Source organism: Mesorhizobium sp. M6A.T.Cr.TU.016.01.1.1 (assembly GCF_003952585.1).
Classification (GTDB): domain Bacteria; phylum Pseudomonadota; class Alphaproteobacteria; order Rhizobiales; family Rhizobiaceae; genus Mesorhizobium; species Mesorhizobium mediterraneum.
Window position 1 is genome coordinate 168,570 of sequence record NZ_CP034452.1, and the last position, 23,386, is coordinate 191,955.

26 protein-coding genes are annotated in these 23,386 nt (G+C 61.2%); 12 read left to right on the forward strand and 14 right to left on the reverse strand.

The window, feature by feature from the left end:
- Positions 1 to 8: 8 nt before the first annotated feature.
- Positions 9 to 809, reverse strand: coding sequence for a Ku protein (locus tag EJ075_RS00760; protein WP_126102992.1), 801 nt, complete (start codon positions 807 to 809; stop codon positions 9 to 11).
- Between the two features lie 189 nt (positions 810 to 998).
- On the opposite strand from EJ075_RS00760, the gene EJ075_RS00765 reads away from it, so the two are divergent.
- The 3 genes from EJ075_RS00765 (at position 999) to EJ075_RS00775 (ending at position 3,866) form a co-directional block, all read left to right on the forward strand.
- Entirely contained in the window at positions 999 to 2,099 is a 1,101-nt protein-coding gene (locus EJ075_RS00765) for a branched-chain amino acid ABC transporter substrate-binding protein (protein ID WP_126102993.1), read from the forward strand.
- Between the two features lie 207 nt (positions 2,100 to 2,306).
- Entirely contained in the window at positions 2,307 to 2,996 is a 690-nt protein-coding gene (locus tag EJ075_RS00770) for a phosphoribosyltransferase (RefSeq protein ID WP_095486450.1), read from the forward strand.
- A 105-nt stretch (positions 2,997 to 3,101) separates the two neighbouring features.
- A complete protein-coding gene (locus EJ075_RS00775; protein ID WP_126102994.1) occupies positions 3,102 to 3,866 on the forward strand; it encodes a hypothetical protein in 765 nt (254 codons plus the stop codon).
- Positions 3,867 to 3,929: 63 nt separating this feature from the next.
- Here the strand turns inward: EJ075_RS00775 and EJ075_RS00780 are convergent, their stop codons facing one another.
- From EJ075_RS00780 to EJ075_RS33040, 3 genes are all read right to left on the reverse strand, one after another.
- Entirely contained in the window at positions 3,930 to 4,145 is a 216-nt protein-coding gene (locus tag EJ075_RS00780; RefSeq protein WP_095486448.1) for a hypothetical protein, read from the reverse strand.
- A 63-nt stretch (positions 4,146 to 4,208) separates the two neighbouring features.
- Entirely contained in the window at positions 4,209 to 4,454 is a 246-nt protein-coding gene (locus EJ075_RS00785) for a hypothetical protein (protein ID WP_095486447.1), read from the reverse strand.
- A gap of 242 nt (positions 4,455 to 4,696) precedes the next feature.
- Entirely contained in the window at positions 4,697 to 4,858 is a 162-nt protein-coding gene (locus tag EJ075_RS33040) for a hypothetical protein (RefSeq protein ID WP_095486446.1), read from the reverse strand.
- Positions 4,859 to 5,381: 523 nt separating this feature from the next.
- Here EJ075_RS33040 and EJ075_RS00790 point away from each other — a divergent pair.
- Positions 5,382 to 7,127 (forward strand): thiamine pyrophosphate-dependent enzyme, encoded by a 1,746-nt coding sequence (locus tag EJ075_RS00790; RefSeq protein ID WP_126102995.1) that lies wholly within the window; start codon positions 5,382 to 5,384, stop codon positions 7,125 to 7,127.
- 19 nt (positions 7,128 to 7,146) lie between these two features.
- On the opposite strand, the gene EJ075_RS00795 is transcribed toward EJ075_RS00790, so the two are convergent.
- The 3 genes from EJ075_RS00795 to EJ075_RS00805 all read right to left on the reverse strand — a co-directional run bounded on the left by EJ075_RS00795 (position 7,147) and on the right by EJ075_RS00805 (position 8,873).
- Positions 7,147 to 7,461: a hypothetical protein gene (locus EJ075_RS00795; protein WP_095486444.1), complete on the reverse strand. Its 315-nt coding sequence runs from the start codon at positions 7,459 to 7,461 to the stop codon at positions 7,147 to 7,149.
- Positions 7,462 to 7,627: 166 nt separating this feature from the next.
- Complete coding sequence (locus EJ075_RS00800; RefSeq protein WP_126107189.1) at positions 7,628 to 7,876, reverse strand: hypothetical protein; 249 nt, start codon at positions 7,874 to 7,876, stop codon at positions 7,628 to 7,630.
- A 175-nt stretch (positions 7,877 to 8,051) separates the two neighbouring features.
- Complete coding sequence (locus EJ075_RS00805) at positions 8,052 to 8,873, reverse strand: SIR2 family protein (protein ID WP_126107190.1); 822 nt, start codon at positions 8,871 to 8,873, stop codon at positions 8,052 to 8,054.
- Positions 8,874 to 9,040: 167 nt separating this feature from the next.
- On the opposite strand from EJ075_RS00805, the gene EJ075_RS00810 reads away from it, so the two are divergent.
- A complete protein-coding gene (locus EJ075_RS00810; protein ID WP_126102996.1) occupies positions 9,041 to 9,364 on the forward strand; it encodes a hypothetical protein in 324 nt (107 codons plus the stop codon).
- A gap of 85 nt (positions 9,365 to 9,449) precedes the next feature.
- Here the strand turns inward: EJ075_RS00810 and EJ075_RS00815 are convergent, their stop codons facing one another.
- The gene (locus tag EJ075_RS00815) at positions 9,450 to 9,947 is read right to left on the reverse strand and encodes a GFA family protein (RefSeq protein WP_245458251.1); all 498 of its coding nucleotides are present in this window, start codon (positions 9,945 to 9,947) and stop codon (positions 9,450 to 9,452) included.
- 5 nt (positions 9,948 to 9,952) lie between these two features.
- Positions 9,953 to 11,380, reverse strand: coding sequence for a coniferyl aldehyde dehydrogenase (locus tag EJ075_RS00820; protein ID WP_126102997.1), 1,428 nt, complete (start codon positions 11,378 to 11,380; stop codon positions 9,953 to 9,955).
- Between the two features lie 97 nt (positions 11,381 to 11,477).
- On the opposite strand from EJ075_RS00820, the gene EJ075_RS00825 reads away from it, so the two are divergent.
- Positions 11,478 to 12,089 carry a TetR/AcrR family transcriptional regulator gene (locus EJ075_RS00825; RefSeq protein WP_095486439.1) on the forward strand — a complete coding sequence of 204 codons (612 nt, stop codon included), beginning with the start codon at positions 11,478 to 11,480 and terminating at the stop codon, positions 12,087 to 12,089.
- 58 nt (positions 12,090 to 12,147) lie between these two features.
- On the opposite strand, the gene EJ075_RS00830 is transcribed toward EJ075_RS00825, so the two are convergent.
- The 3 genes from EJ075_RS00830 to EJ075_RS00840 form a co-directional block, all read right to left on the reverse strand.
- A complete protein-coding gene (locus EJ075_RS00830) occupies positions 12,148 to 13,083 on the reverse strand; it encodes an NAD(P)/FAD-dependent oxidoreductase (protein ID WP_126102998.1) in 936 nt (311 codons plus the stop codon).
- Positions 13,084 to 13,159: 76 nt separating this feature from the next.
- A complete protein-coding gene (locus tag EJ075_RS00835; protein ID WP_126102999.1) occupies positions 13,160 to 13,633 on the reverse strand; it encodes a DUF2269 family protein in 474 nt (157 codons plus the stop codon).
- Entirely contained in the window at positions 13,633 to 14,919 is a 1,287-nt protein-coding gene (locus EJ075_RS00840; RefSeq protein WP_126103000.1) for an SDR family oxidoreductase, read from the reverse strand. Before EJ075_RS00840 ends, EJ075_RS00835 begins: the two co-directional genes overlap by 1 nt.
- A 144-nt stretch (positions 14,920 to 15,063) precedes the next feature.
- On the opposite strand from EJ075_RS00840, the gene EJ075_RS00845 reads away from it, so the two are divergent.
- Positions 15,064 to 15,285: a DUF2934 domain-containing protein gene (locus EJ075_RS00845; RefSeq protein WP_126103001.1), complete on the forward strand. Its 222-nt coding sequence runs from the start codon at positions 15,064 to 15,066 to the stop codon at positions 15,283 to 15,285.
- Between the two features lie 190 nt (positions 15,286 to 15,475).
- On the opposite strand, the gene EJ075_RS00850 is transcribed toward EJ075_RS00845, so the two are convergent.
- Both EJ075_RS00850 and tssH read right to left on the reverse strand, forming a co-directional pair.
- Entirely contained in the window at positions 15,476 to 15,694 is a 219-nt protein-coding gene (locus EJ075_RS00850; RefSeq protein ID WP_126103002.1) for a hypothetical protein, read from the reverse strand.
- 125 nt (positions 15,695 to 15,819) lie between these two features.
- On the reverse strand, positions 15,820 to 18,570 hold the full coding sequence (tssH, locus tag EJ075_RS00855; protein ID WP_126103003.1) for a type VI secretion system ATPase TssH: 2,751 nt from the start codon (positions 18,568 to 18,570) through the stop codon (positions 15,820 to 15,822).
- A 331-nt stretch (positions 18,571 to 18,901) separates the two neighbouring features.
- Here tssH and tssA point away from each other — a divergent pair, with 331 nt between their 5' ends.
- Genes tssA through tssE form a run of 5 tightly spaced genes read left to right on the forward strand, consistent with a single transcriptional unit; the run spans position 18,902 to position 23,384 of the window.
- The gene (gene tssA, locus EJ075_RS00860) at positions 18,902 to 20,077 is read left to right on the forward strand and encodes a type VI secretion system protein TssA (RefSeq protein ID WP_126107192.1); all 1,176 of its coding nucleotides are present in this window, start codon (positions 18,902 to 18,904) and stop codon (positions 20,075 to 20,077) included.
- 6 nt (positions 20,078 to 20,083) lie between these two features.
- Positions 20,084 to 20,623, forward strand: a complete 540-nt coding sequence (tssB, locus tag EJ075_RS00865; protein WP_126103004.1) for a type VI secretion system contractile sheath small subunit — start codon at positions 20,084 to 20,086, stop codon at positions 20,621 to 20,623.
- 3 nt (positions 20,624 to 20,626) lie between these two features.
- Positions 20,627 to 22,132 (forward strand): type VI secretion system contractile sheath large subunit, encoded by a 1,506-nt coding sequence (gene tssC, locus EJ075_RS00870; RefSeq protein ID WP_126103005.1) that lies wholly within the window; start codon positions 20,627 to 20,629, stop codon positions 22,130 to 22,132.
- 48 nt (positions 22,133 to 22,180) lie between these two features.
- The gene (locus EJ075_RS00875; protein WP_008875170.1) at positions 22,181 to 22,642 is read left to right on the forward strand and encodes an Hcp family type VI secretion system effector; all 462 of its coding nucleotides are present in this window, start codon (positions 22,181 to 22,183) and stop codon (positions 22,640 to 22,642) included.
- Positions 22,629 to 23,384 (forward strand): type VI secretion system baseplate subunit TssE, encoded by a 756-nt coding sequence (gene tssE, locus EJ075_RS00880; RefSeq protein WP_126103006.1) that lies wholly within the window; start codon positions 22,629 to 22,631, stop codon positions 23,382 to 23,384. The genes EJ075_RS00875 and tssE overlap by 14 nt, the downstream gene beginning before the upstream one ends.
- The last annotated feature ends 2 nt before the right edge of the window (positions 23,385 to 23,386 follow it).

The window sequence follows — 23,386 nt, forward strand, 5'->3', positions numbered from 1 at the left end:
TCAGACGCCTATTTTCGCTTTCCGGCCTCCGAGCCGATGCTCTTGCGCAGCGCATCCATGATGTTGATCACGTTGCTGGGCGGCGGTTGCTCGGCCTTGGCTTTGGCCGGGCGCTTCTTGCCCTTCTTCTTCGAGGCAATGATCTCCAGCAGCCGCGCCTGGACGGGATCTCCGGTCATGGCGGGATCCCACTGCTTGGTTCGCTCATCGATCAGGGTCGAGACCAAATCCATCATTTTCGAGTCGGGTTTGGCTTCGCTGATCTTGCCAAAATAGTCCTCGGGATCGCGAACCTCGTCGCCATAGCGCAGTGTCCACAGCACGATGCCCTTGCCTCGTGGTTCAAGCATGACGGCGCGCTCGCGGCGATACATGACCAGTCGCGATATTCCGACTGTCCCTGTCGACTGCATGGCGTCGCGAATGACCGAGAATGCCTCCTCTCCGACCGGGTCGTCAGGAGTGAGATAATGGGGCTTGTCGTACCAAATCCAGCCGATGCTGTCGGCATTGACGAACATATCGATGTCGATGGTGCGCGTGCTCTCCAGCCCGACCGCGTCGATCTCATCGTCCTCGAGCAGCACGTATTCGTCCTCACCGCGCTGATACCCCTTCACCTCGTCGTCTTCAGCAACGGGCTTGCCGCTAACGGCGTCGACATATTGGCTGACGACCCGATGCCCGCTCTTGCGATTGAGCGTGTGGAACCGGACCTTTTCGCTCTCGGTGGTTGCGGGCGTCATCGCGACCGGACAGGTCACCAGCGAAAGCTTCAGATAGCCTTTCCAAAAAGGACGTGGCGCCATCAAGGACCCCCGGGGCAGGTGTAAAACAGTCGAACGCGCCAGGGCGATCGATTGTTCCAGCAGCGTTTTTTTCGCGCGCCCAAGACTCGCCAGCAAGAATCCATCATTTTTCCGGCTCGAGACGGAACCGATGAGCGCAAGCGCAGTTCGGAACAGACAAACAGCTCGGCCTCAGCAAGGACCATTTCAATGTCGGAAGCGATCCGGATCGCAATCGGCGCCCCATTGTCGGGAAACGCGGCAGCGCTCGGCGCCGAGATGAAGCAGGCGATCGAGCTCGCGGTCGAGGAGCAGAACGCGGACGGCGGCATTGCAGGCCTTCCCATCATGGTTGAGAGTGCGGACGATCAGGGAAAGGTCGAGACCGGGCGGCAAGTCGCGGACGACTTTTGCAACCAGCCGGATCTGCTTGGCGTCGTTGGTCACTACAACAGCAATGTCACCATCGCTGCAGCGGAGATCTATGCCGCCCACGACCTCCCGATGATCACGCCGATCGCTTCCGACACGGCGCTCACCGAGCGCTCTCTTCCGAATGTCTTTCGCTTCACCAACCGGGACGACCAGACCGGAGCAGCCATTGCCCGTCATCTCTACGACGTCTTGGGCAAGCGCCGCGCCGTCCTGGCCGAAACCGAAACCATGTACGGCCACAGCATGGGCATCGCTTTTTCGCGGGCATTTCTGTCGCTCGGAGGCCGCATCGCCGAGCGGCGAACGGTTCGCGAAGGCAGTCGCGATTTTGACCCGCTGGTCGCATCCCTGCGGGCCGATTTCGATCTGTTGTTCTACGGCGGGAGTTTCGAGGGTGCTTTCATTCTGCGAGCGATGCGGCGCGCGGGTCTCCATCAGCTTTTTGCGAGCGGTGACGGCTGTTGGGACGCGGTGAATTTCCTTGAGCCTGCGGGCGAAACGGCGACATTGGGTGAAGGCGTTCTCGTGCTGTCCGCCACGCCCGAAGTGGGTAGGGTCGCTGGTTCAAGCGATTTCGCCGCGCGCTATGCCGCGCGGTTTGGACCGATCGGCAACTATGCCGTGAATTCCTACGATTCAGCCCGCGTGCTGATCGCCGCAATCAAAAACGCGATCGCTGAATCCAAAGGAAATCCGAGCCGGCGCGACGTTCTGACTGCGATGCGAAAGCTACGCTTCAAAGGCATTGCGTATGGCGATCCCGTGCAGTGGGACAAAAAAGGCGACAACCTGGCCGCCGTCACGGCGCTCCATGTGGTGGAGAATGGCCGATTTCGACAAGTTGCCGAAATCCCGCAGATGCAAAGGGCCCGATAGACGCGGCTTCACGACGGCCGCGGCAATTTTTACCAAGGTGAGACGAAACAATTGCCTCCGATCGCCGTTTCGCCAGCAAGGTGAATTTTGGGCGAGGATGATGAGTGCAACCGGCCCGGATGTTTTCGACAAGACGCAGCAGACCGCGAACATCTAGACACGAGCTCTGCACTGATCCCAGGTCCCGTCCTTGGAAAGGTGAAGACAATGATCTTCGACGCGCCAAAATTCAGGGATCGAACGGATGCGGGGCGCCAGCTTGCCGCCGCTTTGACCGGGTTTGCGGCAAGCGATCCGCTGGTGCTGGCGCTGCCGCGCGGCGGAGTGCCGGTTGGCTTCGAAGTGGCGAAGGCACTCCGTGCCCGGCTCGACGTGCTGCTTGTGCGCAAGATCGGCGCGCCGGGCCATTCCGAATATGGCATCGGCGCGGTCGTCGACGGGGAGAATCCGCAGCTCGTCCTCAACGAGGAGGCGATGGCTCTGATCCAGCCGTCAGACGAATACGTCGAGGCGGAGAAACAACGGCAACTGCTTGAAATCGAGCGCCGCAGAAAGCTCTATCTCGGCAGCAGGCCCGCGGCTTCGGTGCTGGGCCGGACAGTCATCGTTGTCGATGACGGCATAGCGACCGGAGGAACGGTCCGAGTGGCGCTCAAGGCGCTAAGGAAGGATCGCGCCGCGCATGTTGTCTTGGCCGTTCCGGTAGCACCCCAGGACACGCTGGATCTGATAAATGCCGATGTCGACGAAGTGGTCTGTCTCGCCACGCCCGAGCCGTTCGGCGCCGTGAGCCAGTACTATGAGGATTTCGCGCAGACCACGGACGTGGAGGTGGTCCGGCTGCTGCAGCAGGCAGAGCAGTTCGAGAGGAAATCGTCGATGCGATCAGCCGGTTAGAGCGGGATGCCTTAGCTGGACCGGGCATCCCGCTCTAACCGTTTGTTTAGCCGCATTTCTGCGACGCCAGCCCTAGCTCATCGCCACCAGCCGAAGGAGCACGCCATGGCCAGCAAGGACCGACAACAGATGGAGATCGTCGAGCGCGGCGATATTTTCTTTCTCTACCGGCCCAGGGTGGGCCAAACCGATCCAGAAAGTCTTTCCGACGTGCAGCGCTTCTTCGTCGTGCTGCGGCCGGAGCACGCGACGAAGGCGCGGCTTCTCGTTGTCGGGCGCAAGCGGCTGCCGGATGCGCATGAGCACGAGCGTAACTGGGGTTTCGTCGGCGCGATTGCAGGTTCCGCCGCCGCGTTGGAAAAGGACCTTCGCGAAGAGAGGTATGACACCAAGACGCGCGGCCGCCAGCGCCTGCCCGCAGCACGCCCGGCGGGCGAAGGCCGTTATCTTGTCGCGCTGCTCAATGGACAATTGCATCTCAGCTACGCACTCGAGCTTCCAGAGCGACCATCCGAGGTGCAACGCGCCTTCAAGATCGCACCGCAGGCAAGCTTCGCGCTTTCGGTGAAGAATCCCGAAAAGCCCAGCCCTCCCGGTTTTGGATTGGGACAGGCTCAGGAGCCGGACTATCCAGACAGGCTTCAGCGGGAATTCCGCGGCCGCAGATTCGCTCGCGAGGACATAACGCTGCTCGACGTGCAGGGCGCCGAATTCATACTTGTCGGCGCGCGAACCGATCCGGAAAAGGCATACAATGTCGAGCTCGACGTCGAGAAGGAGGACGAGCGCCATTCAGAGATGCTGCGCGAACTCAAAATGGCCAAATCTCGCCATCCGCTAGAGCCGCTTTTCAGTGGCGAATGGGCCTGAACCGCACGGTTACCGTGCCCTCCCCTGGAGGGCAGACGACCGCGCCACACGGCGGATCAGCCGTCAGTCCCGCAAACGATTGGCAGCGTGATCCTGGCGCTGCTCAGTCGCGACCTGCTTGGAATCCAGACCGCGTTCCTTTGTGTGCTGGGCCTTGTCCCGGTTGGACAGGACTTGGTTTTCCTCGATCTTATCCTTGGGGGTCGTGGTCATGGCACCTGTACCAGAACCCTTCCCCTGCGAACCCACTCCGATGTGCTTCTTGCTACCTTTTGCCATGGGCTTTCTCCAATTCGTGTGAGACGACGCAGTGGCTAGCCGTCGGGGGTCAGTCCTCGGGACTCAGTCGTCGGGGCGGTTCTTGTGATGAACGCTCTCCTGATTTCTTCCGCGAAGGATGTTGCGGTCGTCAGGATCGACAAGATCGGGTGTGTCGGGCCTGATTTCCGATCCCTTGCGCAACGCTTCACGTTCTTCTGGCGATCGCTTCAGATCCGCCTCTGCGTCGAAATCCTTGTCGGCGCCCTTCGTGTTCTCCCGCTTTTCAATGATGCGCAATTGCTGCTCATGGGTTCTGCGTCCAGCCATTGGTTCCTCCAAAGTGCCTTGCGTTCGTTTTGATGCCCAGATCGCTGGCGGCAATCGTCGCTTTCCTGGTGATTACAGGCGCCACGGTCTTTGCCGAAGCGGACCAATCGGAGGCCGCCATAATCCGAGCCTGTCCTTATGGCGATAATGGCAGGGTGGCGGGATCGTTCCAAAATGGCGGTCAAATAAAACTGTCCATTGCATATCGGCTCCAGTTGCTTATCCGCACCTGCCATGGTCCGTCAGTCTTCCTCCTCGCGGTACAAGCGCTCGGTCGCCTGCTTGCTCTCCCTACGTTCTGCGGGACCGCGGCGGCGTCGCGTGACGAGTGCGTAGGCGAGCAGGATTGCCAGTATCAGGGGCCCGCCTGCAACGACGAGCAACCACATGCTGTTCTCAAACATGGACCATCTCCTTTCCCTCACAACCGAGAAGGCGCCATAACCGTTCCTGGGTTCTGTGAAATGGCACGATGTTCGCTGCGGACGACGCTCGACAGGCGCAAGCAGAGAACGTGCACTCGGCCAAGGATAAGATTCGGCCAAGGATAAGATGAGGAACGGGCCAAAACCGAAGCGATTGCCTGCGTTGCGAGCTCGCGGTTCGTTGCTTTGTGACGGCAGTTATGCTAGTAATTTGGCCATGGTGCTGATTTGCGCCAGCGACCCGCCGCCGAGGCGGGTTTTTTGTTTCGGCGCCATCCCTCACAGTCTGCGAGTAGCCGTTGACGGCGCGACTTGGTCTCGCCGGGCAACTTCCGATCCGCTTCAGCTGCCCGGCTCGCAACGGCTGTCGTTCCGATGGAACAACAAGACATCTCCGTCGTTCGGCACTGATCGCCAATATCCACGTCTGACGCCCGACGCCGCAGCGAGAGCGTAAAGCCGCAGGCCCAGGACAAAAGCATACCAAACACAGGAGGCAACCATGCCCAACACTGCCGAGATCCTTGTCGACACATTGATCGCCTGGGACGTGCGCGTGATCTTCGGCCTGCCGGGGGACGGCATAAACGGCATTATGGAGGCGCTGCGCACAAGGCAGGACAAGATCCGCTTCGTACAGGTGCGGCACGAGGAATCCGCGGCTTTCATGGCGACAGCCTATGCCAAGTGGACCGGCAAGCTCGGTGTCTGCCTCGCCACCTCTGGGCCAGGAGGCACGCACCTGCTCACCGGTCTCTACGATGCAAAGCTCGACCAGGCGCCCGTCCTTGCCATAACCGGCATGCAATTCCACGACCTGATCGAGACGTTCACGCAGCAGGATGTCGATCTCACCCGCGTTTTCAACGACGTCGCCATCTTCAACACTCAGGTGACCGACGCAGCGCATATGGAAAACGTTGCCGGCCTCGCCTGTCGTTCCGCGCTTGCGGGACGCGGCGTTTCCCATCTTTCGATAGCCAGCGACGTGCAGGAGCAGACGTCGGCAAAGCGCTCGCTCCGCAACCTTCCAAAACATACGCCCGAACGGTGGTTCGAAGGGGACAAGCGACCCGACGAAGCCCAGCTCGCTCTTGCAGCGGACATCCTCAACACGGCCTCAAAGGTGGCGATACTCGCCGGGCGCGGCGCGCTCAATGCAAAGGCCGAGCTCGAGAGGACGGCGGAACTCCTTGCCGCACCCGTTGCCAAGGCTTTGCTCGGCAAAGCCGTCCTGCCGGACGATCACCCGCACATCATGGGCGGAATAGGAATATTGGGCACGCTGGCCTCGCAGGAGATCATGGAGGAATGTGAGGCGCTGCTGATCGTCGGCTCGACCTTCCCCTACATCGAGTACTACCCCAAGCCCGGCAAGGCGCGCGGCGTGCAAATCGACCGCAACGCGCAGCGCATCGGCCTTCGCAGTCCCATCGAGGCCGGTCTTGTCGGCGATGCGGCCATCACCTTGCAATTGCTCAGTGAAAGACTGAGGCCAAAGCAGGACAGATCATTTCTCGAGAACGCGCAGCAAAGTATGCAGCGCTGGCGCAAGATGATGGCCGAGGCGGAAAGCAGGGACGACGTGCCGCTCAAGCCGCAGCGCGTCGTCAGGGCATTCGGCGACCGAATGCCGGCCAACGCCATCCTCGCTACCGATTCCGGTCAGAATACAGAACTTGCCGCCCGTCATATCGATATCAAGGCTGGACAGGATTTCGCCGTCTCCGGCTCGCTGGCATCGATGGCCTGCGGGCTGCCATATGCGATTGCCGGCGGGATTGCCTTCCCGGGCCGGCCGGTTTTCGCGGTGGTGGGCGATGGCGGACTGGCGATGCAGCTTGGCGAATTTTCCACCGCCGTGCGTTACAAGATTCCGCTCAAGCTTCTAGTGATCAAGAACAACATGCTCAACCAGATCGCCTGGGAGCAAATGATGTTCCTCGGCAACCCGCAATTCGCCTGCGAACTCCAGCCGATCGATTTCGCCATGGCCGCCGAAGCTATGGGAGGCATCGGCTACAGCGTCACGCGACCTGAGGACGTCGATGGGGTTCTTGACGCCGCCTTTGCCGCGGAAGGTCCGGTGATCATAGAGGCGGTCGTCGACGCGTATGAACCTATGCTACCGCCGCGCATGCCGGACGAATATCGCAAGAACATGCGCACAGCGCTGCGGCAAACGCCGGGCCGCAAGGAGATCGAGGCGAACCTCGCTCAGGAGCCGCTGAAGACGATGATGGGCTGACTGCAGGTTCCCTGGCCGGTCAGTCCTTGACGTAGGCGCCTGGCTGGCGGCCGCTCTTCGGAGCCTTGGCATCCTTGGAACGCTCGGCGATCGATGGCCCGGCGCCGGACGTCTTTTCTGTCGAGGCACTGGGGGTGGACTGTCCGGGCGGATTTTTCCCTTCGGACTGATGGGTTTTGTCCTCCACCTCGTCCCTTGACCGTGTCAGGCCCATCCCGCCGGCAGGTTTCTTGTTGCCGGCCGCCTCCTGGGAGAATTGATCCGACGCGTCCGCATCTTTCTTGGCCGGGTACTTGGTTGCGCCATGTTCATAACGGGTCTCGTTTTCAGTCATAGCGTCTCTCCGATTGCCTCATGCATGGCGGTTAAACATTCCTGCGACGGTCCGGTTCCAACCGCCGCTAGCGCTCCAGACGGACGCCATATGCGACGCGCGCGGCACCGTGCCGTCAAACGGATGCCGCGCCCGCTGGCGCGGCAACGCTCAGGCGTCTCGCCAGTCAGGCCTCTTGCCATGGCGTGTGGAGGATGTCGGCGCCCGGCTGCTCGTCGAACAGGACCGCGCAGCCGCGCCCTAGCGCCACCGGCGACAGGGCATTGGCCACGGTTTCGTCCGGCGAGATGAAATCACCGGTCAGCACCCGCAACTCTTCCACGGCTTTGGCCATCGACACCAATCGCCCTGCGGCGCGGCCGGTCGTGCAGGCGTCGATGACAGAAATGAGATCGATCATATCGAAGTGGCCCATCATAGGCCTCCGCAAACAGCGTCCCTTCCCGGCTATGAACGCCGCAGCGATCGACAATGTTCCCGGCCGGGCCGAATAGAGTGAGCATTCCGAACTTGCCGTCAACCATTTAGCTTCAAGCGCGGTGCATCACATCGCCTTTCAGAATTGCCCACCGGTGTTGCGCGCATACGCGCTAGATCTGGTCTATCCCGTCCTTGAGCTTGCTCAGGAATGCCACCAGGGCATCCTCCGGCCGATCGGCCTGCTCGGTCAGCATGTCGATGCCCCAGCGTCCGAGGACCGCTTCCTGGACGACGCTCGGTTGCGGCATGAACACGAACGATTTCGGACGGTTCTTCTCATAGCCGGACCGGCGCCAGGTTTCCCAAAGCCGATACAGCAACAGACGGATGTTCATATCGGACATGCTGTAGCCGATGAACAGGATGGTGCGCCCCAGTGCGTCGGCGCGAAATTTTACATCCAGCGGGGAATCGAACGACAGCCGCTCGAAATACTCGGACTCCGCCAGAACCAGTGATGCGTCGTCGTCGAAATCGCCGTGGTATTTGATGATCTGAGTCACCTCGTCGCTCGCCTTGGCGATGTCCTTGGCATTGGCCACCTTTACGAACGGACGGTCGTGGATTTCGAACGCAACCTCGAGATTCCGATCATAATTGGTGGTGTAGATGATCGGGAAATCGAGTGACACGATCAGCTTGTGGATCGCCGATCCCTTCACTTTTTCCCGCGACACGCTCCATTCGCGATCCATCCAGCTGCGCAAAGGGCCGATACTGCCATGCTTTAGCCGGTAGTATTCGGCAAGAGCCTGGTAGCTGGGTTCAGGCATGTCGACCGTGTCGCGGTCGAGGCCGAGTTCATCCTCCATATGCTCGATGAGCTTTTCCCAGGATGGCAGGCCGACGCTCATCGACACCCCCGCCCCAACGAACAAAATCGCTCGTCGCTCTTTCACGGATTGAGCCAGTTGCTCGAGCGCAGACGGCATAGCCAACTCACCAGGCAATGATCCAACACAACTGCGAAAGGCGTCCTCTGTTCCGGAGAGCCCCGGATCACCGCCAAATGTGTTCAGCAAATGGGGTGTGTTCAGCAAATCGGGCGCAGACTGGAACCGCTGAGGCAGATTGAAGTTTGGTTGCCAGGGAGACCGTGATGGCCGCACAACGAGATCAGGCGCCCGCCAAAGCACGAGGCGATATTCAGGCGGGGGCGACGCAGGACAAAACCCCGGGGTTCGACCCCGCCGCTGCACCTGTAGAGACCGACGCCGAAGCGGCAGATGTGCCAAATCCTGTCGCCGAGGCTCGTCCACGGCGACAGCCAGAGTTCACGAATGAAGCCAGCTTCGCCGATGCAATGCGGCCGGTAGAAAGCGAGCCTGATCTTCAGCCTCGCAGGAGTTGGCCGGTGTTGGTGATCGCCGCAGTCGTTCTCGTAGCGGCCGCGGTTTTCGTGATAGCGGCCATGCTGCGCTAGCGAGGCACGTTTCCGAAGCTTATCGGCCCTCGAACAGCGCCGAGGCCATCACATGGATGGCACTCAAATAAATCGACTCGGCGCTTCACACGCCACTCATAATCATTTTCCCGACCGCCAACTCGCTGGCGAGATAGCCGCTGTATTTGGGCACGCTATCGGGCATGTCCAGCACGCGACGATGATAGAATATGTCGATCCGAACCGGCGGCAGCCGGGCCTCGGGCTCGAAATTGCTGGCCGGGATGAACATCACTTTGAACGGCCCGAAGCCGGCAACCTCCACAACCGGCTTGCCGCAGGTCCGGCAGACCCCGCGATTGAAGTTCGGCGGCGGGCGGTATTTCTTGAATGAGATGTTGCCGGCGTTTTTCAGCACGACATCCTTGCCACGAACGGCGACCACATCCGCGAACGGTTTGCCGTTGAACGCCTGGCAGATCAGACAGTGGCACCGGAATCTGCCCTTTGGCGCAGTATGCACCTCGAACGAGCAGGCGCCGCATTCGCAGGAGCCGCGTAGCGGCAACGACGTGTCAGTGGTCATGTGCTGATGCTCCTGAGCTGGATTTGATGACGGCATGCCGATCACCGGAGCATCACGTTGAGGATGGTATCGATCGGCTGTCTGAACGGGGCGTGGAGCAGGTTGGAGAGGTTCCAGCGACCCTGCTCATAGATCCCCTTGGCATGGCTGAGGGTACGGAAACCCTCGACGCCGTGGTAAGCGCCCATGCCGCTGGCCCCGACGCCGCCGAAGGGCAAGTCATCCTGGGCGATGTGCATGATCGTCCCGTTGATAGTGACGTTGCCGGAGATCGTTCGGCTCAGCACCTTGCGTCGGTCTTCGTCATCGGCGCCGAAGTAGTAGAGCGCGAGCGGCCGGGGCCGGGCGTTCACATAGGCGATCGCTTCTTCAACCTCGCGGTAGGGAAAAATCGGCAGGATCGGGCCGAAGATCTCCTCATGAGCGATGCGCATGTCTTCTGTGACGCCGAGGACGACGGTTGGCGGCAGCGTGTTGGCGCGCATGGACGCCTCACCGGGCCGATTGCCGACCTCGACGATCCGCGCTCCCTTGGCACTAGCATCCTCGATCAGGCCCTGAAGCCGGGCGTGGTGCCGCTCGTTGATGATGGAAGTATAGTGTTCACTCGTCGGCCCGTCCGCATAGAAGGACGCCACTTTCCGCCCATACGTCCCGACAAACGAGTCTACGTCGTTTTCGTGGACGAGTGCGTAATCGGGGGCGATGCACGTTTGACCGGCGTTGAGCAGCTTACCGAAAGCAATGGACGCCGCCGCCTGGTCAAGGGAGTGGCCTTTGGCGACGATGACCGGTGATTTGCCGCCCAGCTCAAGGGTGACCGGTACAAGGTTATCGCTAGCGGCCCTCATCACCGACCGGCCCACCGCGGTGCTGCCCGTGAAGACGAGATGGTCGAAGGGCAAGGCAGAGAATGCCGCCCCTGCGGCCGCATCGCCGGTCACCATCGCGAACTGGTCCTCGGGGAAGACCTCGGCCAGCATCTTCGCGAGCAGCGAATTGGTGACGGGTGTAAACTCCGAAGGTTTCAGCATCACCCGGTTTCCGGCGGCGATGGCCGTTACGACCGGCATCAGCGCGAGGTTGACCGGATAGTTCCACGGCGACATCACGCCGACGACGCCAAGCGGCTGATATTCGATGCGGGCGTTGCCGATCCGCATGTGCAGAGCAACGTGGCGGCGGGTCGGCGCCATGAATTTGCGGAGATTGCGGATCAGATACTTCGTGCCCTCGGCGACCGCTGCAACCTCCATGATCGCCGTTTCGTGCCTCGAGCGATGCCCGAAATCGGTATTGATGGCATCTTCGATCGCTTTGCGGTGCCCGATTATCGAGGCCCTGAACTTGGCCAGATCAGCGCGTCGCTGCGCCAGCGAAGGCGCTCCGTCATGCAGGAAGGCAGCGCGCTGGGCCGCGAGGAGACTGCCCAGCCGATCAGCGTCGGTAATTTTTGCGATTGCGTTCATGGTCCACTCCGATGTAGACAGGAGAAACTTACGCCCTCGACATAGCCCCTTAAGTAGCCACTGTCAACAATGTATTCACAAGAAACTTTGAGGTACCATGCAGGATGCACCCAACCGCCCCTATCACCACGGTGATCTCCGTCGTGCGGTTATCGAGACGGCGTTGGATATGCTTCGGGAGGAGAAAGGCTGGCAGTTCACGCTGCGGGAAGTCGCCCGCCGGGCTGGCGTAAGCCACGCGGCACCCTACAAGCACTTCCCCGATAAGGCGGCGCTGCTTGCGGAGATCGCCATGATTGGGTTCGACCGGTTGCGCGCGTCCCTAGCGGCTGCGACGCCAAAGGCGGCCAAAACCCTGCGCGACGAAATTGCTCCGATAGCTCGTGCCTACGTCGCGTTCGGAACGGACAACCCCGCTCTCTACCGCCTGATGTTTAGCGCGGACGAGGGGAAAGCGGTGGGAATGCATCTCAATGAGCGGGCGCTGGCGGTATTCGATATTCTCCTCGAAATCCTCCGACGCGGCCAGGCCGCGGGGAGCATTCGCAAGCGGCCTATAGAAGGTCAGGCGGCAGCCGGCTGGGGGCTCATCCACGGCATGACCATGCTTGCGATCGATGGGCTCCTGGTGCCCGAGAAGGTGGGATCGGCCCCCTTGGATGCGGCATTGAGCACGCTGGTGGAAGGGCTGGGGAACCCAGCAACATGACACTAGCTGGCGCCATCCCGTTCGACCTATAATCCGCCTACCATACATCTGTGCCCCTTTATTCGTACCCGAGGGCAAAATCATTGTGAGCATCGGTCGCGGCTATCGCAGCCTGGCCGAAAGCCACTGCGATCTGGTTCAGGGCCTTGACGAGGTCGCCGATGGCATACACCCCCTCGACCGAGGTCCGCTGATGCTTGTCGACGACGACGTAGCCGTCGTCGCAGCATTTGACGCCCATTGCCAGCGCGAGTTCGGAACGCACTTGGCATCCCATCGCCGGATAGATGACGTCAAAATGGCGCACCTCGCCATCCTCGAGGAGGGCGTCGTAGCCGCTGTCGGCAGGAACAAACCTTTCGAACGCATCGCAAATGGCAATGTGTTCTTCCATCGCCACGCGCCGTGTGCTGACGGAAAAATCGGGAAGGTAGCGAGCGAGCATTGTGACGTGCTGCGTATACTGCTTGAGGAACATGGCCTCTCGCAGTGCCTTCGCCTCCTCTCCGATGACAGCGATCCGGTGATCGATCACCTCGTAGCCGTCGCAAACCGGGCATAGGCGTACGCTGCCTCCGGCGATGGCCTCGCGCAGACCCGGAATTGCAGGCACAAGGTCGACGATACCCGTCGCCAGGAATATCTTGCGGGCGACGATCCGCCCTGTGTTTGTCTCGGCGCCAAACCCGCCTACGGTCGGCTCGATCGACGACACCTGACCCTGCACCAGTGTCGCTCCGTATTTGTCGGCCTGCGCACGAAGCCGGTGCAGAAGATCGGCGCCGCTGATGCCTTCCGGAAATCCCGGACAGTTGCGGCTTTCCGCAATCAGCATGGCGCGCGCCTCATTCGCGTCCACCACGACGACCCGATGGCGGAACCTGCCGAGGTAGATCGCGGCCGCCAGTCCGGCAGGTCCGCCACCAATGATGAGAACATCCGCGTCAGTCGCGGATGAGGCTGAATGTCGGCGTTTGCGTACGGCTTGATCCATCCGCGCCGAACGTATTCATTGGAAAGATGTTCCAGCGCCGAAAATCGAAACCGCACGACAGCTGCCGCGGCAAGCGCTACCAATCGATAGCCGGCCGCGCGATCATCAGCCAGAAAATCCCGAGGACGGCAGCAAAGGCGGGAAAGCCAAAGGCGAACCACAGCCAGAAAAGCCTGACATACTGAGCCGGCAGCGGGGCCCCCGCTTTGGCGGCTTCAGACGCCAGATCGCGCATCTTCATCTGCATCCATACCACCGGTAGCCAGAACACACCGGTGACGATGTAGAGCGCGATGGAAAGCACGATCCAGCCTTCGGAGATCGGGTAACCCGCCTGCCAGGCGAGCGCGATGCCGGTGATCGGCTGCGCCACGACGGCGGTCGCCGTGAAGAGAAAATCGGCGATCACCACAATGCGCGCCACTGCCGCAATCGTTGCCGTGTTGCCGGTCCTGTGGGCGAGAAGCATGAAGAAGGCGATGCCGGCGCCGGTGCCAAGCAGCACGCTGGCTCCGATGACATGCAGGTACTTCAGCACGAAATAGAGCATCAGCGCTCCTCCAGGATCGCCAGGGCAACAAAATGAAGGACGATGATCGGCAAGACCTTCAGGAATGGCCCAAGCGGTTCGTTCCACAGGTCCGGGCGCAGGAAAGTGCCCACGATCAGATAGAACAGCGAGAGGGCAATACCAGCGTAGAGGCCTTTTCGCGCCGTTGGCCGCCAGGCTATGAGTGCGCCGACGACGATGTCGGCGAGAGCGCCGGCGACCACGGTTGGCAACGACAACATACCAGCCCCTGTGCTTTGCATGAGGCTGATGCCGTTGCCGAAGCCAGTGGTCAGCGACACAAGCCCCGTCATGATCCAGAAGAAGGGCAGGACGACGAAGATCGCAGGCTTGGCGAAATAAAGCCCGGCGAACCATTTCTCCTGCACCGTTGCCGGATTGAGCGCGAGGAACTGCGCCAAGCTTTGCGGCTGTATACCGGTCAAGGAAATCCAGTCCGAGGGATCTCCGAGCGCCCCTCGTGCGATCTCCCTGGCGGCGTTGGTGCGCATCGGAGGCCGCCAGCCGAGCATCGCGGCTAGGTCGCCGAGGCGGTAGAGAAACCGCGCAACCCACCCCGGCAAGACAAGCCTGGCTGCCGGAGTCCAGCCGAGCCAGCGGCGGAAAGTGCCGACAATCTCGTCCATGGTCAGCTGTTGGGGACCTGCAAGTTCCAGTGCCATACGAGACGGACTGCCGGAATTGAGAAAGAAGAGGACCGTCGAGACCACATCCTCGAGCTGCACGACCTGTAGCCGGCCGGTATCTGGCATTGACGGCAGGACCGGCAGCGAGGCCAGACCGCGAAACAATGCACTGGCCCCAAACACGGGCCGGCCGAGCACCACGGAAGGGCGAAGGATTATCCAGTCCAGGTCAAGTGCCATGAGGGCTTGATCGCCGGCATATTTCGTCGCCGAGAACGACGAAGGCTGTGCCCGATCCACACCCATCGCCGAGAAGTGGATCACTTTGGCAACACCGGCCCTCGCGCAGGCGAGAAAAAGAGCCGCCGCCGCATCGCGATGAACTTGCCCGGTCTTTTCGCGAGGGCTGTCCTGCAGAACGCCGGCACAGTTCACGACGGCATCGATGCCGGCCAGATGCGGCAGCCAATCTTCAGGGCGTAGCGCGGTCGCCACGTCCAGCACCAATGTCCGGTAGTCGCGGGCCACATTTGCCCGAGGGCTACGGACGATGCCGATCACCTCATGCCCTTCGGAGACGAGACGGGCGCAGACCGAAGCGCCGATCAGGCCGGTAGCGCCAACAACGAGAATTCTCATCGGACCCGATCTCCGGTGCGGAGGATATTGTTCATTCTACCCTCTGGCTTGCGAATGTTCGACGTGCCCTCTCGCGCGAGAACTGTCTGGCAGCGCGGAACAAACCATTGATCGCGGGATTAGGACAGCTTCAGGAGGCCTATCATGGACAGGGAAGAGCGTATCAGGCGGCGAGCCTATGAAATCTGGGAGCGTGAAGGCCGACCGCAAGGTCGGGAGCGCGAGCATTGGGATCAGGCCGTGCAAGAGATCGAGGCTGAGGGTTCCGAAGCAGAACGTGGCCCGGTCGCACCTGACCCGACGGTTGGTGCCGGCTCCGAACCCGGCACGGGCGGCACCCGAGACAACGGCAAGCCGATGTCTTGACCGGTTGTTCGGCACGGAAAGGAAAATGCCATGCCTCGTCTCATCGCCTTGAGCGTGATCGTACTGGCAGTACTCTTCATCGTTTGGCTATGGGTCGACCAGACCGGCCGGACCAGTGACGGCACTCAACCTGCGCCCCACGCAATAGACCAGGACGGATGACGGCCGTTGAACTCCATTCCCTCCTCGCCTAACCCGACGGCGCCGGATCCTCATTCCTGTACTCGTGAATGAGGCCAAGGATTTGCGATCGGACCAGCTCGCGAGCTTCGGGCTGAACGAACGGCATCAAGAGTTCGACCCGCTCCTCGATCTTCTCGGGAAGATCTGCAGCAGGATCGATGAGGTCGTTACCGTGCGCGTAAAGATTGTCCGTCAGCTTTTTGTCGAGGTCGGAAAAAATGCCCATTCATCTGCTCCAAGCAGCTTCTCTGCTTCAATTGATAGGCTGACGATTTGTTCCCGAGGTGGCCGGTAACAAAGCTGCTTCTCCGACCGAAACGCTGGGGCTAGAGCGACAGAAGTGCTCCTGAGCTATTCGAAGGAATAGGTGAAACCTCCTTCGGAGGCTCCGACAGTCACCTTCGTCATCTTTTCGCCCTCGAGCGACCGGTTCAGCACCCCGCGGCTTAACTCCGGTAGAAGCGTGTTCGTCAGAATGGCATCGATCATGCGGCCGCCGGATTCGATCTCGGTGCAGCGGGCCTTGACCAGGTCCATGACACCGTCGCCGATTATCAACTCGGCATCGTTGGTTGCCCGCAGCCGGCGGGCGATCTTGGCAAACTGGTGATGGGTGATTGATTCGATCATCGTGTCCGAAAGCGGGTAGTAAGGAATAGTCACGACACGGCCGAGGAAGGCCGCCGGAAAGACCTTCAGCAGCGGGCTGCGCAGGGCGGTGTCGAGATCTTGGAGCCCGGAGCGGACGGTGCCGTTCCTGGTCCGATCCATGATGACCTCGGAGCCGACATTGGAGGTGAGCAGGATCAGCGTGTTCTTGAAATCGATCCGCCGGCCTTCACTGTCGTCCATCATTCCCTTGTCGAAAACCTGGAAGAAGATTTCGTGCACGTCCGGATGCGCCTTCTCGACCTCGTCGAGCAGGATCACCGAATAGGGCTTGCGCCGCACCGCCTCGGTCAGGATGCCACCCTTGCCATAGCCGACATATCCAGGCGGTGCGCCTTTCAGGGTGGAGACCGTATGCGCCTCCTGGAACTCGGACATGTTGATCGAGATCAGGTTCTGCTCGCCGCCATAGAGCGTTTCTGCCAGCGCCAGCGCGGTTTCGGTCTTGCCCACTCCCGAGGGACCGCAGAGCAGAAAGACCCCCACTGGTTTTTCGGGTGCACCGAGCCCGGCGCGGCTGGTCTGCACGCGCCTGGCGATCATCTCCATGGCATGATCCTGACCGACCACGCGTTCGGACAGAGTGGCGGCGAGCCGCAGCGCCTTTTCGGTCTGGCTCGACAGCATCCGGCCAGTGGGGATGCCAGTCCAGTCCTGCACCACGGCAGCCACGGCGTTGCGGTCGACTGACGGCAGGATCAGCGGCGTCTCGCCTTGCGCTTCTGCGAGTTCGGCCATCAGCTCCCGCAGCCGCGCGAGATCGGCAGCCGGATCGGGTGGAGAAGGATCGGCAGTGGCCGTTGCGTCCGCATCGGTTTCCGGCGCTTTGGTCTCAGGTACATCGGCGCCTGCGGTTTCGGCGACCGCCTCCGGGCTCTCCACTGCATCGAGCGGCACACCCTCGCCGCGCAGCCTGGCGCGCAATTCGAGTATCTCGCCTACCAGCGCCTTTTCCCGATCCCAACGCTCCTGCGCGGCAGCAAGCGTGAGTTCGGCTTCGGCAAGTCCCGTTTCGACCCGAGCCTGCCGGTCAGCCACGTCGATGCCGATCGCTGCCTCGCGGCCGATGATGGCGCGCTCGACCTCCAGCGCTTGGCGGCGGCGCAGAATATCCTCGACCTCGGCCGGGGTGGCATGCTGCGAAATCGCGACACGGGCGCAGGCAGTGTCGAGAAGGCTCACCGCCTTGTCCGGTAATTGCCTCGCCGGGATATAGCGGTGCGACAGGCCGACCGCCGCCTCGATCGCCTCATCGAGTATCTGCACCTTGTGGTGTTGCTCCAACACGCCGGCCACACCGCGCAACATGAGAACGGCCACCGCCTCAGACGGCTCGTCGATCTTGACCACCTGGAAGCGGCGTGTCAGCGCGGGGTCTTTCTCGATGTGCTGCTTATATTCGGCCCATGTCGTCGCCGCGATGGTGCGAAGTTCGCCGCGCGCCAGCGCCGGTTTCAGCAGATTGGCAGCATCGCCCGTTCCGGCCGCGCCGCCGGCGCCGATCAAGGTGTGAGCTTCGTCAATGAAGAGGATGACCGGCGTTTCGGAGGATTGGACCTCGTCAATGACCGCCTTCAGCCGTTTTTCGAATTCGCCCTTTACGCTTGCGCCCGCCTGCATCAATCCGACATCGAGCATGCGCACGCTGACGCCTTGCAGCGTCGGCGGCACGTCGCCCTCGGCAATGCGCAGGGCAAACCCCTCGACCACCGCGGTTTTGCCAACCCCGGCCTCGCCGGTCAGGATCGGGTTGTTTTGCCGGCGTCGCATCAGGATATCGACGATCTGCCTGATCTCCGGATCGCGCCCGACGACCGGATCGATCTTGCCGTCGCGGGCGCGCTGGGTCAGGTCGGTCGCATACTTCGCCAGCGGCGAATCCCCGCCCGGAGCCCGCCGCGGTGTTTCGGCGGCGGGAGCTGCCGCGGGGGAGCCGGCCTCAAGCGATCCGCCAGTCACCTCGGCGAAACGCGCGATGACCGCGTCGGCATCGATCCTGTCGAACTCGCCGCTGATCTTTGACAGCAGCCCTTCCAGCACCGGCGTCTTCAGGCAGGCGAGCAGAACATGCGCACTGCGCACTTCCTTCACGCGGAACTCAAGCGTCGCCAGACTCCAGGCTTCCTGGATGGCGTGAAAGATATGATCCGAAAATTCCTCGATCGAAGTGGCGCCATAAGGCAGCTTGTCGACGGCGCGGGTCATATCGCTGGCTAGGCGGCCCATATCGACGCCGACGTCGGCAATTATCAGTTGAACGTCGCAACGGTCGGAAAGCACCAGTTGTTCGATGAAGTGGACGAGCTCGACGTAAGGGTTGCCGCGAAGCTTCGCTGCTGCGGCAGCTGAGGCGAAGGCCCGCTTACCCGTCAAGTTCAGCTTGTCGACCAGTTCCTTGCGCTTGACGCTCTGCGACGACCGGCGCTGTTCCATCGAACTTGCTCCTGCGATCTGCCAGTCAATAAACTGCCACATAAGCAGCAACTTGACAAAGCGCGTTATCGACGGGGCGACTGGGTGTTCGATTCAGTGGACTTCTTCCGTCCCAGCAACACCCACGCCATCGGCTACAAACAGCCATGGAATGCCCACTTCTTTGCGATGCATCCAGATAAACGGTTCGATAACTGCGCCACCGATTTCGAGCTCAGGACCCGGCTTGCGAGCTCCCATTATGATTGAGCAGCAACTAAATTGTGGTAAAGTGTCGCGGTGTGATAACGTGGGCACGCACGGCCGAAAGAGCCGCTCGCTGGGGGTTGGTGTGATTGATCTCGCACTCTGGCTGAATCCGCTGGACGGTGAAAATCCGTCAGGGGAGGATTTGCGCAACGATCCAGCCTTTCATGAGCTGGAACGTCTCACGGAACCCCAGGTCAAGGTCGTCCATGACGGGCATAACAAGCCCTCGTCGCAAAGCACCATTCCGGTCGACTGGCCTGCCGTCCTCGACAAGGCAGAGGAGTTGCGTGCACACGGCCGGGATCTGCGCCTGCTTGTCATTGTCACACGTGCGCTGGCCAATGAGCAGGGGCTCGCCGGGCTCGCGCATGGTCTGACCCTTATTGCGCGGACCTTCGATCAGCATTGGGAGGCCATGCATCCGGCCCTGCGGCCCAATGCTGCACCACGCGACGCCGCCTTGCGTCGTATCAACGCACTGCTCGACCTCCAGAATGGCCAAGACGGGCTGTTAGCCAATTTGCGGCAAATGACGTTCTTCGCACCGCGCACGATCGGAGCGATCAGCGGGCGCGATCTGGAACAAGGCGCGCTCGACGAACGTGTCATGCTTCTGGAAGCGGCTTCAGGATTGAATGCAGCCGAAAAGGCAGCGCTGGTCAGCGCGCACGGTCAACTTCTGAACCGGGTGCATAGTGGATGCAAGGCGCAGGCCGATCAAGCCAATGCGGAGATGATGTCGCTCATCGCCGATGCTCAAGCGGCGATCACGGCTCTTGATGCGGTCGAAACGGCTCTCAACACTCGTCTTGAGGGCGGCGGCGCCGCTGTCCCGGAATTAAAACGGTTTCTGCAGCGGCTGCTGTCGACCCTCGAACGGAATTCGGTAATCGAGGCTGCGACGAACGGCGCGGCGAACCCCGCCCCCACGACTGCAGATCCTGAAGTGCCTGCCCGAAACGGTCATGCAGCCGAGGCTATGGCAGGCACGACAAGTTACGCGGAACCGAGCACGGGTCTCCCTGACCGGATTTCCTCGCGCGACGACGTCGTCAAATGCCTCGACCTCGTCGTCGCCTTCTATGACCGCACCGAACCGTCGAGCCCGATCCCGCACCTCGCGCGGCGCGTGCGCCGGATGGTGCATATGGATTTTGTTGAACTGATGGAAGATCTCGCCCCGTCGGGGCTGAAGGAATTCCGGCTTCTTGCCGGCGTTCCCGATGCCAAGAAGACGGCTCAGAAGGATGAAAGGTAACAAGCCATGGTAGCCGAAAGCAAAGCGAAGGTCATCGAGCGAAATCGCGCACCGCGCGTGCAGATCGCCTATGACGTGGAGACCTACGGCAGCCCGACGACGATCGAACTGCCGTTTGTCATGGGTGTGATGGCCGACCTCTCCGGCGCTTCACAGACCAGGGAAGCGTCGAAATCGGTGCTGGACCGCGCCTTTGTCGAGACCGACGCCAACCGCTTCCCCCGTTTCATGGAGGCGCTCGGACCGCGCGTCAAAGCCCGCGTGAAGAATACGCTGCCTCAGGCCGAGGGTGCCGAGCGCGACGAGGAACTGGCCCTTGATCTCACCTTCACCAAGATGGGCGATTTCGCCCCGGACAAGATTGCCGAGCAGGTTCCGCAATTGGCCGAAATCCTCAAGATGCGTCGTCAGCTCGAGGAACTGCTTGGCTTCATGGATGGCCGTGTCGACGCCGAAAAGCGCATCGCGCAACTTCTGAACAACGAGCCGCTGCTCGGCAAGATCGCCAACCAGGCATTATCCGACGACGATAAGGTTGAGGAGTAAGTCATGGCCGAACAGCAAAAGACCGCAGCCGTCACCGCCGAGGCGGAAGCCATCGACCTCGGAGAATTCAGCGGGCTCCTCGAGAAGGATTTCAAGGTCAAGAAGGACGACAGCGAGAAGCTGCAGCAACTCGTCCGCAATCTCGCGCTGGCGGCGCAGTCCCGTTCCGACACCACGACCATCTCGTCCAACGCGATCAAGTCGATCAAGTCGCTGATCGCAGGCATCGACAAGATGCTGACGACGCAGGTCAACGAGATCCTGCACGCGCCGGAAGTGCGCGAAATGGAAGGCACATGGCGCGGCCTGTGGTATCTCGTCAACAACACCGAAACGGATCAGAAACTGAAGATCCGGGTGATGAACATTTCCAAAGAGCAGCTCGCCGACACGCTGGAAGACTATGAAGGCCAGATGTGGGATCAAAGCCCGATCTTCAAGAAGGTCTACACGGACGAGTATTCGATGCTGGGCGGCGAGCCGATCGGCTGCCTGGTCGGCGCCTACGAATTCTCGAACCATCCGCGCGACGTCGGCCTGCTGCGCAATATGTCGGGTGTCTGCGCCTCCGCGCATACGCCGTTCATTGCCGCCGCTTCGCCGCGCCTGTTCCGCATGGACAGCTGGCAGGAACTGCCGAACCCGCAGGACCTGCAGATGATCGTATCGAACCCGGCCTATGCCTCGTGGCAATCGCTGCGCGAGAGCGAGGACGCGCGCTATATCGGCCTCACCATGCCGCGTGTGCTGGCGCGTCTGCCCTACGGCACCGACACCGTTCCGGTGAAGGGCTTTACCTTCGAGGAAGAGGTGCAGGGCGACCACAACAAATATGTCTGGATGAATGCCGCCTTCCCGATGGGCGTCAACATCAACCGCAGCCATAAGCTCTACGGTTGGGGCACGCAGATCCGCGGCGTCGAGAATGGCGGCACGGTGCTCAACCTGCCGGTGCACAGCTTCCCGACCGACGACGGGTCGATCGCGATGAAATGCCCGACGGAGGTCGCCATCGACGACCGGCGCGAGGCGGAACTCGCCAAGCTTGGCCTGATGCCGATCCTGCACCGGAAGAATACCGATCTCGCGGCCTTCATCGGCGCGCATTCGTTGCAGGACGACGAGACCCGCGCCGGGCGGCTGGTCGACCCGGATGCCCAGTCGAACGAACGGCTGAGCGCGAACTTGCCTTACCTGTTCCCGGTCTCGCGCTTCGCGCATTACCTCAAGGCGATCGCGCGCGACAAGATCGGGTCGTTCAAGGAACGCTCGGATATGCAGATCTGGTTGACCGAATGGATCAACCGATACGTGCTGGCCAATCCGGCCTTTGCTGACGACAAGGCGCGCGCCAAGCGCCCGCTTGCCGCCGCGGAGGTCCAGGTGGACAGCGTCGAGGGGCGGCCGGGCTACTACAATGCCCGTTTCTATCTGCGTCCGCACTACCAGCTGGAGGGCATCAACGCCTCGCTCCGGCTGGTGTCGGAACTACCGTCCGTGAAGTCTTGATTTGCAGCAACATCATCTTGTTTTGATTGAAAGCGGTGGAGAAAGACAATGCCTACAACAGTGAAGATCGATGGCTTTTTAAAGGTTCCGGACATCAAAGGCCCAAGCGTTCGAGACGGCCATGAAGATGAAATCGAAGTCCACGGTGTCGATTACAAGATAGTCGCGCCATATGATCCGAATTCGCTCTCGCGTCGCGGTCGTGTGTCCCTCGGGATGATCAAGTTCACCAAGCACTATGACAAGTCGTCGCCTTATTTAAAAAAGGCGCTGTTCGACAACAAGGCGCTGGACGAAGTTGTGTTCTCCGCCCGCCGGACAATCGACGGCGAGACCAGCGATTACCTGGTCGTCACCCTGACCGACGCCTCGATCATGGAATACGACATGTCGCAGGCCGAGGACGAGGAAGACCTGATCCAGGAGGAGGTCAGCTTCGCCTACAAGAAGATCAAGTTCGTCTATGACAAGGACGACGAAATCGAAATGGATGTCTATGTCGGCAAGTGAGGCCCGGCGGCCCGGCGCCGACAAGCCACAGGTTACCGGCAGTTCGCGAGCGAAACGCGAAGCGGTCCAGCCCTCTCTTTGGGACCGCCTCGTCAATGACCTGCCGGGCGTGACCTCGGAAATAGACGGACTGCACCAAGTCTTGCACGACGAGCTTGGCGCGGACCGGCTGGACATCCTTGTTGCGGGAACCCCGCGGATCATCGACGCCGACGCCGAGCTCACATCCGATCAGAAGCAGCGTCTGCACCGCCTGATCTTTCAAACCCAGCATCGCGCCGAGATCGAAAGCCGCGGCGTGGTCGTATCCGCCCGCGTGCTCAGGGAGGCCGTGCGACGCGACATCGAGGCGCTGTTCAACACCGAGCGCTTCGAGGCTGTTCCCCTTCTTTCCGATCTCGAGAACGAGCAGGCCGCCGACAACCCACCATCGCTTGCCGATTTTCCGGAGGTTCGCCGAAGTGTGGTCAACTATGGCGTGCCTTCGTTTTCAGGCCGATCCTCCCGCGACTTTGATCGCGAAACCCTGGCGCGCGAGATCCGTTCCATTCTCGCCACGTTCGAGCCACGTCTCAAGGAGGGCGCAACAAAGGTTACGGTGACCCTTGGCGACAGAACCGTGGGGCTGAAGATCGAGATAGACGCTGTGCTGATCATGACGCCGACGCCGGAGCGCATGCGCCTGCGCACCACGATCAATCTCGATAACGGCTTGGCGCGGACCGAATTTAGGGAAGCCTGAGA